Origin of the sequence: Streptomyces sp. NPDC055955, from assembly GCF_042270245.1 — a bacterium.
Lineage (GTDB): Bacteria > Actinomycetota > Actinomycetes > Streptomycetales > Streptomycetaceae > Streptomyces.
The window spans coordinates 66,862-81,714 of record NZ_JBHJYS010000012.1 but is presented as its reverse complement, the minus strand read 5'-3'; the positions used below and the strand labels follow the sequence as shown (position 1 = coordinate 81,714).

Here is a 14,853-nt window from a genome sequence, read left to right as displayed (position 1 = left end):
GCGCCATGAGAGCCCATCCGATCCGCCGTACCGTCCTGACCTGTGTCGCGACCGTCTCCGTGACGACGCTGGCGCTCGCGCTCAAGCCGCACTCGCAGCCGGTCACGGCGGCCCCGCAAGCCCCGACGTCCGGCCGGTCCCCGGCGGCCTCGGGCGGCACCGGGTCCGACACCGGGTCCGGCAGCGCGAACGGCAGCCGGACGCTGACCGGCGAGACCGTGCAGACGCGTTACGGCCCCGTCCAGGTCGAGATCACCGTCGACGGCGCGAAGATCACCGCCGCCCGTGCCGTCAGGACCCCGTCGGGCGACCGGCGCAGCGTGGACATCGCCTCGTCCTCGGTCCCGACCCTCGTGCAGGAGACCCTGGACGCCCAGAGCGCCCGGATCGACACGGTCTCGGGTGCCACGTTCACCAGCGAGGGCTACATCTCGTCGCTGCAGAGCGCGCTGGACCGGGCCCGTGGGTGACGCGGCCGGTCTGCACCGGGTCGTGCACACCATGGGCACGGTGTTCTCGATCACGGTGCGCGGCGGGGACGCGGGTCCGCGGGCGCTCGACGAGGCGGAGGCGTGGCTGCGTCATGTGGACGCCGTCTTCTCGACGTACCGCGAGGACAGCGCGGTCAGCCGGCTCGCCCGGGGCGAGCTCGCGCCCCAGGACTGTGCGCCCGAGGTCCGCGAGGTGCTGCGACTGTGCGAGCGGGCGCGGGAGCACACCGGTGGCTGGTTCAGCGCGGAGCACTCCGGCGGCTTCGACCCGAGCGGCCTCGTCAAGGGGTGGGCGGTGGAGCGGGCGGCCGAAGGGCTGCTCGCCGCGGGCGCGACCGGCGTCTGTCTCAACGGCGGCGGTGACGTCCAGCTCCACGGCGGCCCGTGGCGCGTGGGCGTCGCTCATCCGCTGTGTCCGGGTCAGGTGGCGGCGGTCGTCGAGTCGCGGCAGGGCGCGCTCGCGGTGGCCACGTCGGGTCCCGCGGAGCGTGGCTGCCACATCGTCGACCCGCACACCGGGCGGGCGCCCGTCGGCGCTCTCGCCTCCCTGACCGTCGTGCACGAGGGGCTCACCGACGCGGACACCTGGGCGACCGCCGCGTACGCGATGGGTCCGGGGGCACGGGCGTGTCTGGAGGCGCAGCCCGGTGTCACGGCGTTCGCGGTGACGGCGGACGGGGAGACCTGGTCGGTGACGCCCTGACGAGGGCGGGGGAAATGTGACGGCCCCATGAAGATGTAGGGACCACATAACGAGACGGGGTTGCGGGCACGCCGGGCCGCGGCGTTGCATCACCCGGTGCAGACCGAACAATTGATCCCCCAGCCGACGGACACCGGCAACCGCGCGGCGCGCCTGGCCGTGACCGTGTTCCCCGTACTCGTGCTCGCGGCGGGCGGCATCGGGCTCGCCCTGCCGGACGCCTTCGCGAGCTGGAAGACGAACGTCCCGTACCTGCTGGGTGTGGTGATGTTCTGCATGGGGCTCACGATGACCCCGCACGACTTCAAGGGCGTCGCGAAGCGGCCCTGGGCCGTCGGCCTCGGGCTCGTCGCGCACTACGTGATCATGCCGGGGCTCGGCTGGCTGATAGCCAACGCCCTGGACCTGCCGCCCCAGTTGGCGGCGGGCGTGATCCTCGTGGGCTGCGCCCCCAGCGGCACGGCCTCCAACGTGGTGACCTACCTGGCGCGCGGCGACGTGGCCCTGTCCGTCTCCGTCGCCACCGTCTCGACCGTGCTCGCCCCGCTCGTCACGCCACCGCTGACCCTGCTCCTCGCGGGCGAGTTCCTGCCCGTGGACGCGGGGTCGATGGTCACGGACATCCTCAAGACCGTGCTGCTGCCGGTCGTCGCGGGGCTCGTCGTGCGCCTGGTCCTCGGCCGGTACATCGACCGGGTGCTCGGCGTCCTGCCCTGGATCTCGGCGCTGACGATCGCCGTCATCGTGGCCGTGGTCGTCGCGGGCAGCGCGACGGCGATCAAGTCGGCGGCCGGGCTCGTCCTGCTCGCCGTCGTCCTCCACAACGGCCTCGGCCTCGCGCTCGGTTACGGCGCCGGAAAGGTGGCCCGCCTCGGGGCGCCCGCGTCCCGCGCGATGGCGTTCGAGGTCGGCATGCAGAACTCGGGGCTCGCCGCCTCGCTGGCCACGGCCCACTTCAGTCCGCTCGCGGCGCTCCCCGCGGCCGTGTTCTCCGTCTGGCACAACGTGTCGGGCGCCCTGGTCGCGGCCTGGATGTCGTACCGGGCGCGCCGCGCCGAGCAGGCCTGAGGAACGCGAAAGCGCCCCGGACCGCCCGTGCATCCGGGCGGTCCGGGGCGCGAACCCGAACGAGTCAGCGCACTCAGTGGTCGTTCTGGGCGAGCCGCAGCAGATGGTCGGCGAGGGCCTGCCCGCCGGCCGGGTCACGGCTGATCAGCATCAAGGTGTCGTCACCCGCGATCGTGCCCAGGATGACCTGGAGTTCCGCCTGGTCGATCGCCGACGCGAGGAACTGGGCGGCGCCGGGCGGGGTGCGCAGGACCACAAGGTTCGCCGAGGCCTCCGCGGAGATCAGCAGTTCGCCCGCGAGCCGCCGCATCCGCTCCTCCTTGGCCGAGCCGCCGAGTGGGGCCTGCGGGGTGCGGAAACCGCCCTCGCTGGGCACCGCGTAGATCAGCTCACCGCCGGTGTTGCGGATCTTGACCGCGCCCAGCTCGTCCAGGTCCCGGGAGAGCGTCGCCTGCGTGACCGTGAGGCCGTCGTCGGCGAGAAGCTTCGCCAGCTGGCTCTGCGAACGCACCGGCTGCCGGTTGAGGATGTCCACGATCCGGCGGTGACGCGCGGTGCGGGTCTGCGGCACGGCGGGTCCCGCGGCGTGCTCGTTGTCCTGCGCCTGACTCATCGTCGTCGTCCCATTCCTCAGGATCGTCCTTCCCCGTCGGCCCCTTCGAGGGCCTTGTCCAGGACGCCGGGCAGCGCCTGGAGAAGGGTGTCCACCTCGTCGTCGTGGAGGTTGAGCGGCGGCATGAGCCGTACGACATCGGGGGCGGGCGCGTTCACCAGGAGGCCGGCGTCCTGAGCCGCCTGCTGCACCTGGGGCGCGAGCGGCTCGGTGAGCACGATACCCAGGAGGAGTCCGGCGCCCCTTACGTGGCCGACGAGCGGGTGCCCGAGTGAGGCGATACCGTCCCTCAGCCGCGCCTCGGCGCGCTTCACGTTCTCCAGGAGGCCCTCTCCCGCGACGGTGTCGAGCACCGCGAGGCCGGCCGCGCAGGCGACGGGGTTCCCGCCGAACGTCGTGCCGTGGTGACCGGGCTTGAGCAGTTCGGCCGCCTCGCCGAACGCGACGGTCGCGCCGATGGGCAGTCCGCCGCCGAGCCCCTTGGCGAGCGTGACGACGTCGGGGTCGATGCCCTCCTCCGCCTGGTACGCGAACCAGTGGCCGGTCCTGCCGATGCCGGTCTGCACCTCGTCGAGGACGAGGAGGGTGCCGGTGGCCCGGGTGATCTCCCTGGCCGCCCTGAGGTAGCCGACGGGCGGTACGACGACGCCGTTCTCGCCCTGGATCGGCTCGATGATCACGAGCGCGGTGTCTTCCGTGACCGCCGCCCGCAGCGCCTCGGCATCGCCGTACGGCACGTGCGTGACGTCGCCGGGCAGCGGTACGAACGGCTCCTGCTTGCCGGGCTGGCCGGTCAGCGCGAGAGAGCCCATCGTCCGGCCGTGGAAGCCGCCCTGGGTGGCGACCATGTGCGAACGGCCCGTCAGGCGGCCGATCTTGAAGGCGCCCTCGTTGGCCTCGGCTCCCGAGTTGCAGAAGTACACGCGGCCGGACCGGCCGAAGAGCTGGAGGAGCCGTTCGGCGAGCACGACGGGCGGCTCGGCGACGAACAGGTTCGAGACATGGCCGAGGGAGGCGATCTGCTCGGTGACCGCCTGGACGACCGCGGGGTGCGCGTGGCCGAGGGCGTTGACCGCGATGCCGCCGACGAAGTCGACGTACTCGTTGCCGTCGGCGTCCCACACCTTGGCGCCCGCGCCGCGGACGAGCGGCAGCCGGGGCGTGCCGTAGTTGTCCATGAGCGCGCCCTGCCAGCGCGCGGTCAGCTCCTGGTTGCTCATGACTCCCCCTGTGCGTCGATGGCGCTCACGTCGGTGGCCTCGGGGGCGTCCGGCACGACCATCGTGCCGATGCCCTCGTCGGTGAAGATCTCCAGCAGGATCGAGTGCGGGACCCGGCCGTCGATGACGCGGGCGGTCGTCACGCCGCCCCGCACGGCGTGCAGGCAGCCCTCCATCTTGGGCACCATGCCGCTGGCCAGCTCGGGAAGGAGCTTCTCCAGCTCCTTGGCGGTGAGCCTGCTGATGACCTCGTCGGAGTTCGGCCAGTCCTCGTAGAGGCCCTCGACGTCGGTCAGGACCATCAGGGTCTCGGCGCCCAGCGCCGCAGCGAGTGCCGCGGCCGCCGTATCGGCATTGACGTTGTAGACATGTCCGTCGTCCTGGGAGCGGGCGATCGAGGAGACGACCGGGATACGGCCGTCGGCGAGCAGGGCCTCGATGGCGCCGGTGTCGATCTCGGTGATCTCGCCGACCCGGCCGATGTCGATCAGCTCGCCGCCGATCTCGGGCTTGTGCTTGGTGGCGGTGATGGTGTGCGCGTCCTCGCCGGTGAGGCCGATGGCGAGGGGGCCGTGCTCGTTGAGGAGCCCGACGAGCTCGCGCTGCACCTGGCCGGCCAGGACCATCCGCACGACGTCCATCGCGTCCTCGGTGGTGACCCGCAGGCCGGCCTTGAACTCGCTGACGATGCCGTGCCGGTCGAGGGCCTTGCTGATCTGCGGTCCGCCGCCGTGCACGACGACGGGCTTGAGGCCCGCGTGGTGCAGGAAGACGACGTCCTGCGCGAAGGCTGCCTTGAGGTCCTCGTCGATCATGGCGTTGCCGCCGAACTTGATGACGACGGTCTTGCCCTGGTGCCGGGTGAGCCAGGGCAGCGCCTCGATGAGGATCTGCGCCTTGGGCAGCGCGGTGTGCTTCCGTGTCGTGCTCATGAGCTGTACGCGCTGTTCTCGTGGACGTAGTCCGCGGTCAGGTCGTTCGTCCAGATCGTCGCGGTCTCGGAGCCGGCCGCCAGGTCGGCGGTGATGACGACCTCCCGGAAGCACATGTCGACGAGCTCACGGTCCTCGCCGACGCCTCCGTTCTTGCAGACCCAGACGCCGTTGATGGCGACGTTCAGCTGGTCGGGCTCGAAGGCGGCGGACGTCGTGCCGATCGCGGACAGCACCCGGCCCCAGTTGGGGTCCTCGCCGTGGATCGCGCACTTGAGGAGGTTGTTACGGGCGATGGAGCGGCCCACCTCGACGGCGTCGTCCTCGGTCGCGGCGTTGACGACGTCGACCCTGATGTCCTTGCTGGCGCCTTCGGCGTCGCCGATGAGCTGGCGTCCGAGGTCGTCGCAGACCGTGCGGACGGCCTCGGCGAACTCTGCGTATTCGGGGGCGACTTCGGCGGCACCGGAGGCCAGGAGCAGCACGGTGTCGTTCGTCGACATGCAGCCGTCGGAGTCGACGCGGTCGAAGGTGACCTTGGTGGCGTTCCGCAGGGCCTTGTCCAGGACGTCGGCCTCCAGGTCGGCGTCCGTCGTCAGGACGACGAGCATGGTGGCGAGGCCGGGGGCGAGCATGCCCGCGCCCTTGGCCATGCCGCCGACCGTCCATCCGTCGCCCTCGAACACCGCGGTCTTGTGCACGGAGTCGGTGGTCTTGATGGCGACGGCGGCCTTCTCACCGCCGTGCGGGCTGAGCTGCGCGACCGCCGTGTCGACGCCGGGCAGGAGCTTGTCCATGGGCAGGAGTTCGCCGATGAGGCCGGTCGAAGCGACGGCGACCTCGCCCGCGTTCAGGCCGAGCACCTCCGCGACCTTCTCCGCCGTGGCGTGCGTGTCCTGGAAGCCCTTGGGCCCCGTACAGGCGTTGGCGCCACCGGAGTTGAGGACGACGGCGGACACGAGCCCGCCCTTGAGGACCTGCTCCGACCAGAGCACCGGCGCGGCCTTCACACGGTTGGAGGTGAAGACGCCCGCGGCGGCCAGGCGGGGCCCGCGGTTGACCACGAGGGCCAGGTCCGGGTTGCCGTTCTGCTTGATCCCGGCGGCGATGCCCGCGGCCGTGAATCCCTTGGCTGCCGTCACACTCACTGTGTCTCCTCGTTCGCTTCTCCGCCCACGCAGCGCGGCGGCGCGGCCTTCGTACCCGTCTGCGGCCCGGTGGCTGCGCGTGCGTCGCTCACGGCGCGACTCCGACCGTGGTCAGCCCGGTGGTCTCGTCGAGACCGAGGGCGATGTTCATGCTCTGCAGGGCGCCGCCCGCGGTGCCCTTGGTGAGGTTGTCGATGGCGCTGATGACGATGATCCGGCCGGCCGCCGAGTCGTACGCGACCTGCACCTGCACGGCGTTCGAGCCGTATACCGAAGAGGTCGCGGGCCACTGCCCCTGCGGGAGCAGGTGCACGAACGGCTCGTCGGCGAAGGCCTTCTCGTAGACGGCCCGTACGCTCTCGGCGCTCACGCCCGGCTTCGCCTTGGCGCTGCACGTGGCGAGGATGCCGCGCGGCATCGGGGCCAGCGTCGGCGTGAAGGAGACGGACACGGGCACACCGGCGACCGCGCCCAGGTTCTGGATCATCTCGGGGGTGTGCCGGTGGCCGCCGCCCACGCCGTACGGGGACATGGAGCCCATGACCTCGGAACCGAGCAGGTGCGGCTTGGGCGCCTTGCCCGCGCCGGACGTCCCGGACGCGGCGACGACCACGGCCTCCGGCTCGGCGAGCCCGGCCTCGTACGCGGGGAAGAGCGCGAGGGAGACGGCCGTCGGGTAGCAGCCGGGGACCGCGATGCGCTTGGTGCCCTCCAGCGCCGCGCGCGCACCGGGCAGCTCGGGAAGGCCGTAGGGCCAGGTACCGGCGTGCCCGCTGCCGTAGAACTTCTCCCAGTCGCCCGCGTCCTTCAGCCGGAAGTCGGCGCCCATGTCCACGACGAGGGTGTCCTCGCCGAGCTGCTCGGCGACTGCGGCGGACTGCCCGTGCGGCAGCGCGAGGAAGACCACGTGGTGACCGGAGAGCACCTCCGCGGTCGTCGGCTCCAGGATCCGGTCGGCCAGCGGCACCAGATGCGGCTGGAGCGCACCGAGGGGCTGCCCCACGTTCGAGTTGCCGGTCAGGGCGCCGATCTCCACATTGGGATGAGCGAGCAGCAGACGCAGCAGCTCTCCGCCCGCGTATCCGCTTGCCCCTGCCACTGCTACGCGTACCGCCATGGAACCCTCCTCTTGGATGGCATGACTATACGCCCGCATGCACGTTTATGCAATGTAGGACGAAGGGGCGGCCGGGGGCGATGCCCGTGCCGCCCTGTCCCGGGTGGATGGGACAGGCGACGACGGTGTTCTCGATCAGGCCGAGCGCGAGGCCGGGGGCGGCGACGCGGTCCGTCCGGTGACAGGCACCCTCCCCCGCGACGAGGGTGCGCGGATCGTCGCCCGCGGCAGTGTTCGGGGACTCCTGCCCGGCCGCGGCAACGCGCCCGCCGGTCGGAGTGCCTCGGCGCGCGGAGCTGCCGGGCGACGAAGGCGCAGGGGACCGCGGGATCACGCTCAGGTCACCCTGAACCTGGAGGCCGTCGCCGACCGGGACGGTCGCCTCGCGCCGTCGACGACGCGGTCCGCACCCCGGCGTGACGGGGGCCGCGGTGGCGCACGGCGTTTCCGGCGGCGCGACCCTGTCGCCGGGCGGGTCGCGGCAGGCGGCAGGATGGGGAGCACGGGCAACGAGATGGGTGGGACGAGATGAGTGAGGCCTGGCCGGTTCCCGACGTGCTGGCCCATCTGGCGGGCCGGTGGCACGTCGAGCGGACGGTGCGGGACCTCGTCGGCGACGCGGTGGGTACCTTCTCCGGCACCACGGACTTCACGTCCGACGACGCGGGCGGGCTGCTGCACCACGAGGCGGGGACCTTCGTGTGGCACGGCACCGCCCGGCCCGCCGAACGCAATCTGCGGTTCCTGCCGGGCGACGCTCCCGGCACGGCCGTCGTGCGGTTCTCCGACGGCCGCTTCTTCCACGACCTGGACCTGCGCACCGGCCGCCACACGGCGGACCACCCCTGCGCGGCGGACCTCTACCGCGGCGAGTTCGAGGTGACAGGACCGGACCGCTGGCGGATGGAGTGGCGGGTCAGGGGCCCGGCGAAGGACCTGGTGCTCACCACCGCGTACACGCGCGCCGCGCCCTGACTCACACCGCGGCGTCGAGCCGCACGCTCCAGCGGCCCGCGCTCCCCGTGAGGACGGCGGCCGACAGGGGGCGCACGTCGATGTTCCAGTACGTCGGCGGGGGCGCCTTGAGCGCGTAGACGAGCGCCGCCCGCACGACGGCCGGCTCGGCGACCGCCACGACGGTCGCGCCGTCGTCGTTCGGCCGTGTGTCGAGCCAGCCGCCGACCCGCGATATGAACGCGAGCAGCGACTCCCCACCGTGCGGCGCCGAGCGCGGGTCGCGCAGCCAGGCGTCGACGGCGCCCGGCTCGACCGCCGTCACCTCGGCGAGCGTGCGCCCGCGCCAGCGGCCCATGTCGCAGTCCCTCAGGGCGAGTTGGGCCAGCGGCGCGAGGCCGAGCGCCTCCGCGGTCCCGCGGCTCCGGGCGGTGGGCGCGCAGTAGCGCAACTCCGCCGCGGCGAGCGGCACCAGGGCGGGCGAGGCCCGTTCCACCTCGTACCGGCCTGTGTGGTCGAGGGGCCGGTCGTCGTCGAAGCGCTCGGCGAGCAGCGAGGCGCTGCGCGCGGCGGCGAGAAGCGTCACGCGAACGGGCATGCGGTGATCGTGGGGCGTGCCGCGGCCGCGGTCAAGAGACGGGGCGTATGCCGGGCGCATGCGCCCGGCCGCGCGCTCACCGCAGGGTCAGCACCATCCAGTTCTCCGGCTCGGCGAGCCCCGCGAAGCCCACCTTGTCGTACACCCCGTGCGCGTCCCGCGTGGCGAGCACGATGCGGCGCAGGCCGAGCGGCTCCAGGTGGCCGCGGACGGCGGCGACGAGCGCGGTGCCCACGTTCTTGCCGCGGACGGCCCGGTCCACGTAGACGTCGCAGAGCCAGGCGAAGGTGGCGTGGTCGGTCACGACACGGGCGTACGCGACCTGCTCGCCCGAAGCGGCTTCGTACACCCCGAAGTTCAGCGAGCCCGCGATCGCCCGGTCCTGGTGCTCGCGGGCGCGGCCCATGGCCCAGTAGGCGTCCGTGGAGAGCCAGCGGTGCACGCGCTCCGCGTCGACGCGGGCGGTGTCGGTCGAGATCTCGTAGCCGTCGGGGAGCGCGGGGGCCGTGGTGTGCGTGTCGGTCATGACGCGAGATTCGCAGGCGGGGCCGGTGACCGTCGAGCAGGTTTCGGGCCTGCGGGCGCGGAACCCGCCCCTCGCCTACTCGAGCACCTCGTCGCACGCGGCCCGCAGCCGGCGGACGCCCTCCGTGATCTCCGCGGGCCCGGCTACCGCCGCGAAGCTCAGCCGGATGTGCGGGGCCGGGGGTTCGGCGGAGAAGTAGGGGCGCCCGGGCGCGACGGCGACGCCCGCGCGCAGCGCCCCCGCGACGAGCGCCGCCTCGTCCGTGCCGTCGGGCAGCCGCGGCCACAGCAGATAGCCGCCCAACGGCACGTGCCCCACGGTGAGTTCGGGCAGGGTGGTCCGCAGCGCCGCCGTCATCGTGTCGCGGCGTACCGTCAAGTGGGCGGCCACGGTGCGCAGATGGCGCGGCCAGGCCGGTGAGCCGACCAGTTCGAGGGCGGCCTCCTGGAGCGGGCGCGGCACGAAGAAGTGGTCGACGACCTGAATCGCCCGCAGCCGTTCGAGGACGGGGCCGCGCGCGGCGAGGCAGCCGATGCGGAAGCTCGGCGAGGTCGCCTTGGTCAGGGAACAGACATGGACGACGACGCCGTCGTGGTCGTCGGTGGCCAGCGGCCTGGGCAGCGGTCCCGCGTCCTCGTGGACGAGGCGGCGCACGAAGTCGTCCTCGACGATGAACGCGCCGGCCTCGCGCGCGATCCTCAGCACCTCGGGGCGCCGCCGCGCGGACAGGACCGCGCCCGTGGGGTTCTGGAACAGCGGCTGGCACACGAACACACGCGCCCCCGTCGCCCGGAACGCCTCGGCGAGCAGCTCCGGTCGCACCCCGTCCGTGTCGACCGGCACGGGCACGGGCCGCAGCCCCGCCGCGCGCGCGATCGCCAGCATGCCCGGATACGTCGGTGATTCGACGAGGACGGGCGCGCCGGGCGGGGCGAGGGCGCGCAGCGCGGTGGCCAGAGCGGACTGGCCGCCGGACGCGATCAGTACCTCGGCGGCGGTGATGGCGCCGCCGATGCCGCGGGCGAACCACTCGCGCAGCTCGGGGATGCCGTCGACCGGGGGCCGCCCCCACGCGCCGGGGCGGCGGCCCGCGCGGGCCAGGGCCGCGGCCATGGCGCGTTCCGGCTGGAGCGAGGGGTGCAGATAGCCGCCGTTGAACTCGACGACTCCCGGCGGCGGGGCGGAGAGCGTGACCAGGACTCCGGAGGCGTCCACGGCCCGCGGCACCAGTTCGGCCGCGGAGTCGGCGCTCAGCGCGAGCGCCTGCCAGGAGGTGTCACCGGCCGGCTGTGCCGCGGCGCGGGGCTCCGCGCGGAACGCCCCGGCCCCCGGGCGTGTCACGACGAGGCCCTCCGCGGCGAGCTGCGCGAGCGCGCGCGACACCGTCACCGGGCTCACCCGGAACCGTTCGACGAGAGCCCGACTGGACGGCAGCTTTCCACCTGGAGAGTAGCGATCGAGCTCCCCCCGCAGCCGTTCCGCCAGCTCACCCACGCTGCTACGCTCATGCATGAGGACAGAGAATAGCGCTACCACCCCCACCGGGATAGCAGTTGACGCGAGCGAGGCCTCCACCGCGGCCTCCCCGGCACGCCCTGGCCCCACGCCCCTGACCGCGAAGACGACCCGTGGCGGGACCGTCCTCGCCGCGCTCGGCGTCACCGCCTTCTCGCTCACCTTCCCCGCCACCGCCTGGGGGCTCGAAGGGTTCGGGCCCTGGAGTCTTGTCACCGTGCGGAGCGTCCTCGCCGCCGTGATCGCCGGCTCCTGTCTGCTCGCCCTGCGCGTCGCGGTCCCCGAGCGCCGCCACTGGGCCGCTCTCGCCGTGGTCGGCGCGGGCGTCGTGCTCGGGTTCCCGCTGCTCACGACGCTCGCCCTGGAGACGGCCACCACCGCGCACTCCGCCGTCGTCGTCGGCCTGCTGCCCCTGACGACCGCCCTGCTGTCCGCGCTGCGCACCGGCGCGCGGCCCTCGCGCAGCTTCTGGATCGCGGCGTGCGCGGGCGCCGCCGCCGTGATCGCGTTCACCGTGCAGCAGAGCGGCGGCACGCTCACGACCGCCGACCTGTATCTCTTCGGCGCGCTCCTCGTCTGCGCCGCCGGCTACACGGAGGGCGGCCGCCTGGCCCGCGTGATGCCCGGCTGGCAGGTCATCGCCTGGGCACTCGTGATGTGCCTGCCGCTCGCCGTGCCGGGGGCGCTCGTGGCTCTGAGCCACGAGCCGGTGCACCTGACGGGGCACGCCGTCGCGGGGCTGCTCTGGGTGGCCGCGGGCTCGCAGTTCGTGGGCCTGGTCGTCTGGTACCGCGGCATGGCCGTCATCGGCATCCCCAAGGCGAGCCAGCTCCAGCTGGCCCAGCCGCTGCTCACCCTGGTCTGGTCGGTGTTCCTGCTCGGCGAGAGCCTCTCCCCCGCCGCGCCCCTGACCGCGGCGGCCGTGCTCGTGTGCATCGCAGTGACCCAACGCTCCCGCGGCTGAGGCTCCCCGACCCGGCGACTCGGTCCTACCCTTGAGGTACGGGTCGACGAGGGACGAGGAGGTCACTCATGCGTGCCACCAAGGGCGACCATCTGCGGGTGCACGGCAGGACCGTGGGCGAGCACGACCGGGTCGCGGAAATCGTCGAGATCATGGGCCACGACGGCGAGCCGCCGTTCAGGGTCCGCTTCCAGGACGGTCACGAGGCGGTGATGTCACCGGGTCCCGACTCCGTCGTGCAGCACGAGGAGCCGGCCCCCTGATCACACATTGGCCCGTTCAGTAGTGGTCCTCGACCACCCGGGCCATGGCGCCGATCCGGTCGGTGCCCACCTCCGTCGCCGAGAAGTACACATGTCCGTTCACCTGCGGATAGCTCTCGGCGAAGGTGAGGTGGCGGGAGAGCTCGGCCGGATCCTGCCACGCGGCGGGCTGCGCCGGATCGCCCGCCTTGTAGAGCGCCTCGCCCACATAGAGGCGCACCCCCGTCCCGCGGGCGACGTCGGACCACCAGGGCACGAGCTTCGCGTAGTCCGCGGCGGCGAATTCGATGTTCCAGTAGACCTGCGGGCAGATGTAGTCGATCCAGCGCTCGCGCACCCACTTGCGGGTGTCGGCGTGCAGGTCGTCGTACGTCTGCACCCCGGCCCGGGTGTCCGAGCCGAGCGGGTCCGTCGCGGCGTTGCGCCACACGCCGAAGGGGCTGATCCCGAACTGGGTGCGCGGCCTGATCCGCTTCACGCTCGCGGCCATCTCGCGCACGAGCCGGTCGGTGTTGTCGCGCCGCCACGCGTCCCGGTCAGGGAAGTTCCCGCCGTACGCCGCGTAGGCGTCGTCGTCGTCGAAGACCTGGCCCGCGACCGGATACGGGTAGAAGTAGTCGTCCCAGTGCACGGCGTCGATGTCGTAGCGGCTGACGGCGTCGAGCATCGCGTCCTGGACGAACGTGCGCACGTCCGGCAGGCCCGGGTTGTAGTAGAGCTTCCCGCCGTAGGGGACGACCCAGTCGGGGTGGAGGCGGGCCGGGTGCGTGGACACGAGACGGGAGAGGTCCGTGTGGTTCGCGACGCGGTAGGGGTTGAACCAGGCGTGCAGCTCGAGCCCGCGCCGGTGGGCCTCCGTGACGGCCGTGCCGAGCGGGTCCCAGCCCGGGCTCCTGCCCTGCACCCCGGTGAGGACCGCCGACCAGGGCTCGTACGGGGAGGGCCACAGCGCGTCGGCCGTCGGCCGTACCTGGAAGACCACGGCGTTCAGGTGCCGACCCACCGCCGTGTCGAGGTGGGCGATGAGTTCCGTACGCTGCCGGGCCGCGCTCAGGCCCGGCTTCGAGGGCCAGTCGACGTTGGCCACCGTCGCCAGCCACATGCCCCGCATGTCGCTGGCGACCGGGGCACGACCGGCGGTGGCCGCCGTCGCGTCCCCGGCGGCGAGTCCGGCCAGCGCGGCCGCCGCCGCAACCGTGAAGCCCCTGCGTGACAAATGCCTCATCCGACCACCCAATGGCCAATGGTGCCCAGCCGTCCCGGGCCGCACTGGGGACAGCATGCCCGACCCGGCCCCTCACACCTGGGAGGCTCCGAGTAACGTGCAGGGCCGAGGCGGGCGCCGGAACCCCGGAGTCCTGCCGGCCGGAGAACAGCGAAAGGCACGAGGTGACCGACCCTATGGGGGACATCCAGCGCGTCGGAGTGGTGGGCTGCGGCCAGATGGGAGCCGGGATCGCAGAGGTCTGCGCCCGCGCCGGTCTGGACGTCATGGTGGCGGAGACCACCGGAGAGGCCCTGGAGATCGGCCGTACCCGGCTGCACAACTCCCTCTCCAAGGCGGCCGAGCGCGGCAAGATCAGTGCGGAGGAGCTGGCCGAGACCCTGGCCCGCCTGAGCTTCACCACCGACCTCGGTGAGTTCTCCGACCGGGACCTCGTCATCGAGGCCGTCGTCGAGAACGAGCAGGTCAAGACCGAGATCTTCCAGGTGCTCGACCAGGTCGTCACCCGGCAGGACGCCATCCTGGCGTCCAACACCTCCTCGATCCCGCTGGTCAAGCTGGCCGTGGCGACCTCGCGCCCCGACCACGTCATCGGCATCCACTTCTTCAACCCGGCGCCCGTGCAGAAGCTCGTCGAGCTGATCCCGGCCCTCACCACCTCCGAGGGCACCATCAGCCGCGCCCAGTCCCTCGTCGAGAAGATCCTCGGCAAGCACGCGATCCGCGCCCAGGACCGCTCGGGCTTCGTGGTCAACGCGCTGCTGATCCCGTACCTGCTCTCCGCGATCCGGATGTTCGAGTCGGGCATCGCCAGCCGCGAGGACATCGACAACGGCATGGAGCTCGGCTGCGCCCATCCCATGGGCCCGCTCAAGCTCTCCGACCTCATCGGCCTCGACACCGTCGCCTCGGTCGCCGACTCGATGTACGCGGAGTTCAAGGAGCCCTTGTACGCCGCTCCCCCGCTGCTCCAGCGGATGGTCGACGCGGGCCGTCTCGGCCGCAAGACGGGCTCGGGTTTCTACCAGTACTCGTGACCCCGCGCGGCTCCACGCCGCTTGACTCTGTGTAGTCGGAAGTTCGGGCCCGGCGCTCTTCGGAGTGCCGGGCCCGAACCATTCGCACACCGTGTGCGCACCGGGCCCGCATATGCCCATCGCACACTCTCCCGCCGTACCCACCAGGCGAGTTGACTTTCCGTGCGTAAGGCAACGGATCTGCCGACTACGGAAAGGAGCCGACCCGTGACCGCCGACCCCGAGCGTCCCGTGGTCCCGGAAGAACTCGCGGAGTTACGCCGCAGCCTCGATGTGGGTCTCGCCCGCGTCGACGGCAAGCTGGCGCTGCTCACCCAGCGCGATGAACAGAGCGTCAAGGATCAGGACGACCTGAACACCCGGGTCGCCCAGCTCGAGCACACCCGATGGCCGCTGCAGGCCGTCGCCACGATCACCGCGGCCGGTGCCCTCGGCCTCGCCGTCTGGCAGGCGTTCGGACGTTAGCCCCCTCTCGTCCG

18 protein-coding genes are annotated in these 14,853 nt (G+C 72.6%); 8 read left to right on the top strand and 10 right to left on the bottom strand.

Features of this window, described 5'->3' with window-relative positions; translation table 11 throughout:
- Positions 1 to 5 precede the first annotated feature (5 nt).
- From ACFC96_RS24110 to ACFC96_RS24100, 3 genes are all read left to right on the top strand, one after another.
- Positions 6 to 470, top strand: coding sequence for an FMN-binding protein (locus ACFC96_RS24110; protein ID WP_376257319.1), 465 nt, complete (start codon positions 6 to 8; stop codon positions 468 to 470).
- Between the two features lie 31 nt (positions 471 to 501).
- On the top strand, positions 502 to 1,194 hold the full coding sequence (locus ACFC96_RS24105) for an FAD:protein FMN transferase (RefSeq protein ID WP_376614182.1): 693 nt from the start codon (positions 502 to 504) through the stop codon (positions 1,192 to 1,194).
- Between the two features lie 96 nt (positions 1,195 to 1,290).
- Positions 1,291 to 2,262, top strand: a complete 972-nt coding sequence (locus tag ACFC96_RS24100; RefSeq protein WP_376257317.1) for a bile acid:sodium symporter family protein — start codon at positions 1,291 to 1,293, stop codon at positions 2,260 to 2,262.
- 73 nt (positions 2,263 to 2,335) lie between these two features.
- Here the strand turns inward: ACFC96_RS24100 and ACFC96_RS24095 are convergent, their stop codons facing one another.
- The 6 genes from ACFC96_RS24095 to ACFC96_RS24070 form a co-directional block, all read right to left on the bottom strand.
- Positions 2,336 to 2,875 (bottom strand): arginine repressor, encoded by a 540-nt coding sequence (locus ACFC96_RS24095; protein ID WP_100597053.1) that lies wholly within the window; start codon positions 2,873 to 2,875, stop codon positions 2,336 to 2,338.
- A gap of 17 nt (positions 2,876 to 2,892) precedes the next feature.
- Positions 2,893 to 4,095: an acetylornithine transaminase gene (locus ACFC96_RS24090; RefSeq protein ID WP_376614042.1), complete on the bottom strand. Its 1,203-nt coding sequence runs from the start codon at positions 4,093 to 4,095 to the stop codon at positions 2,893 to 2,895.
- Positions 4,092 to 5,027, bottom strand: a complete 936-nt coding sequence (gene argB / locus ACFC96_RS24085; protein WP_116503245.1) for an acetylglutamate kinase — start codon at positions 5,025 to 5,027, stop codon at positions 4,092 to 4,094. The genes ACFC96_RS24090 and argB overlap by 4 nt, the downstream gene beginning before the upstream one ends.
- Entirely contained in the window at positions 5,024 to 6,175 is a 1,152-nt protein-coding gene (gene argJ / locus ACFC96_RS24080; protein ID WP_376614040.1) for a bifunctional glutamate N-acetyltransferase/amino-acid acetyltransferase ArgJ, read from the bottom strand. Before argJ ends, argB begins: the two co-directional genes overlap by 4 nt.
- Positions 6,176 to 6,263: 88 nt before the next feature.
- Complete coding sequence (gene argC, locus ACFC96_RS24075; protein WP_376257311.1) at positions 6,264 to 7,292, bottom strand: N-acetyl-gamma-glutamyl-phosphate reductase; 1,029 nt, start codon at positions 7,290 to 7,292, stop codon at positions 6,264 to 6,266.
- A 25-nt stretch (positions 7,293 to 7,317) separates the two neighbouring features.
- Positions 7,318 to 7,626, bottom strand: coding sequence for a hypothetical protein (locus ACFC96_RS24070; RefSeq protein ID WP_376614038.1), 309 nt, complete (start codon positions 7,624 to 7,626; stop codon positions 7,318 to 7,320).
- A gap of 194 nt (positions 7,627 to 7,820) precedes the next feature.
- On the opposite strand from ACFC96_RS24070, the gene ACFC96_RS24065 reads away from it, so the two are divergent.
- Positions 7,821 to 8,267 carry a DUF6314 family protein gene (locus ACFC96_RS24065; protein WP_376614036.1) on the top strand — a complete coding sequence of 149 codons (447 nt, stop codon included), beginning with the start codon at positions 7,821 to 7,823 and terminating at the stop codon, positions 8,265 to 8,267.
- 1 nt (position 8,268) lies between these two features.
- On the opposite strand, the gene ACFC96_RS24060 is transcribed toward ACFC96_RS24065, so the two are convergent.
- The 3 genes from ACFC96_RS24060 to ACFC96_RS24050 all read right to left on the bottom strand — a co-directional run bounded on the left by ACFC96_RS24060 (position 8,269) and on the right by ACFC96_RS24050 (position 10,882).
- Positions 8,269 to 8,844, bottom strand: a complete 576-nt coding sequence (locus tag ACFC96_RS24060) for a histidine phosphatase family protein (RefSeq protein ID WP_376257307.1) — start codon at positions 8,842 to 8,844, stop codon at positions 8,269 to 8,271.
- 76 nt (positions 8,845 to 8,920) lie between these two features.
- A complete protein-coding gene (locus ACFC96_RS24055; RefSeq protein WP_376614034.1) occupies positions 8,921 to 9,370 on the bottom strand; it encodes a GNAT family N-acetyltransferase in 450 nt (149 codons plus the stop codon).
- Positions 9,371 to 9,445: 75 nt separating this feature from the next.
- Positions 9,446 to 10,882 carry a PLP-dependent aminotransferase family protein gene (locus ACFC96_RS24050; protein WP_376614032.1) on the bottom strand — a complete coding sequence of 479 codons (1,437 nt, stop codon included), beginning with the start codon at positions 10,880 to 10,882 and terminating at the stop codon, positions 9,446 to 9,448.
- On the opposite strand from ACFC96_RS24050, the gene ACFC96_RS24045 reads away from it, so the two are divergent.
- Both ACFC96_RS24045 and ACFC96_RS24040 read left to right on the top strand, forming a co-directional pair.
- On the top strand, positions 10,881 to 11,849 hold the full coding sequence (locus ACFC96_RS24045) for a DMT family transporter (protein ID WP_376614030.1): 969 nt from the start codon (positions 10,881 to 10,883) through the stop codon (positions 11,847 to 11,849). The two genes, ACFC96_RS24050 and ACFC96_RS24045, sit on opposite strands and share 2 nt — an antisense overlap.
- 68 nt (positions 11,850 to 11,917) lie before the next feature.
- Positions 11,918 to 12,112 carry a DUF1918 domain-containing protein gene (locus ACFC96_RS24040; protein WP_100597064.1) on the top strand — a complete coding sequence of 65 codons (195 nt, stop codon included), beginning with the start codon at positions 11,918 to 11,920 and terminating at the stop codon, positions 12,110 to 12,112.
- A gap of 16 nt (positions 12,113 to 12,128) precedes the next feature.
- Here ACFC96_RS24040 and ACFC96_RS24035 read toward each other — a convergent pair whose 3' ends face one another.
- On the bottom strand, positions 12,129 to 13,337 hold the full coding sequence (locus tag ACFC96_RS24035) for a glycoside hydrolase family 10 protein (RefSeq protein ID WP_376614028.1): 1,209 nt from the start codon (positions 13,335 to 13,337) through the stop codon (positions 12,129 to 12,131).
- A gap of 176 nt (positions 13,338 to 13,513) precedes the next feature.
- On the opposite strand from ACFC96_RS24035, the gene ACFC96_RS24030 reads away from it, so the two are divergent.
- Positions 13,514 to 14,374, top strand: coding sequence for a 3-hydroxybutyryl-CoA dehydrogenase (locus ACFC96_RS24030; RefSeq protein ID WP_376257297.1), 861 nt, complete (start codon positions 13,514 to 13,516; stop codon positions 14,372 to 14,374).
- Positions 14,375 to 14,581: 207 nt separating this feature from the next.
- Positions 14,582 to 14,839: a hypothetical protein gene (locus ACFC96_RS24025; RefSeq protein ID WP_376614026.1), complete on the top strand. Its 258-nt coding sequence runs from the start codon at positions 14,582 to 14,584 to the stop codon at positions 14,837 to 14,839.
- Positions 14,840 to 14,853 lie beyond the last annotated feature (14 nt).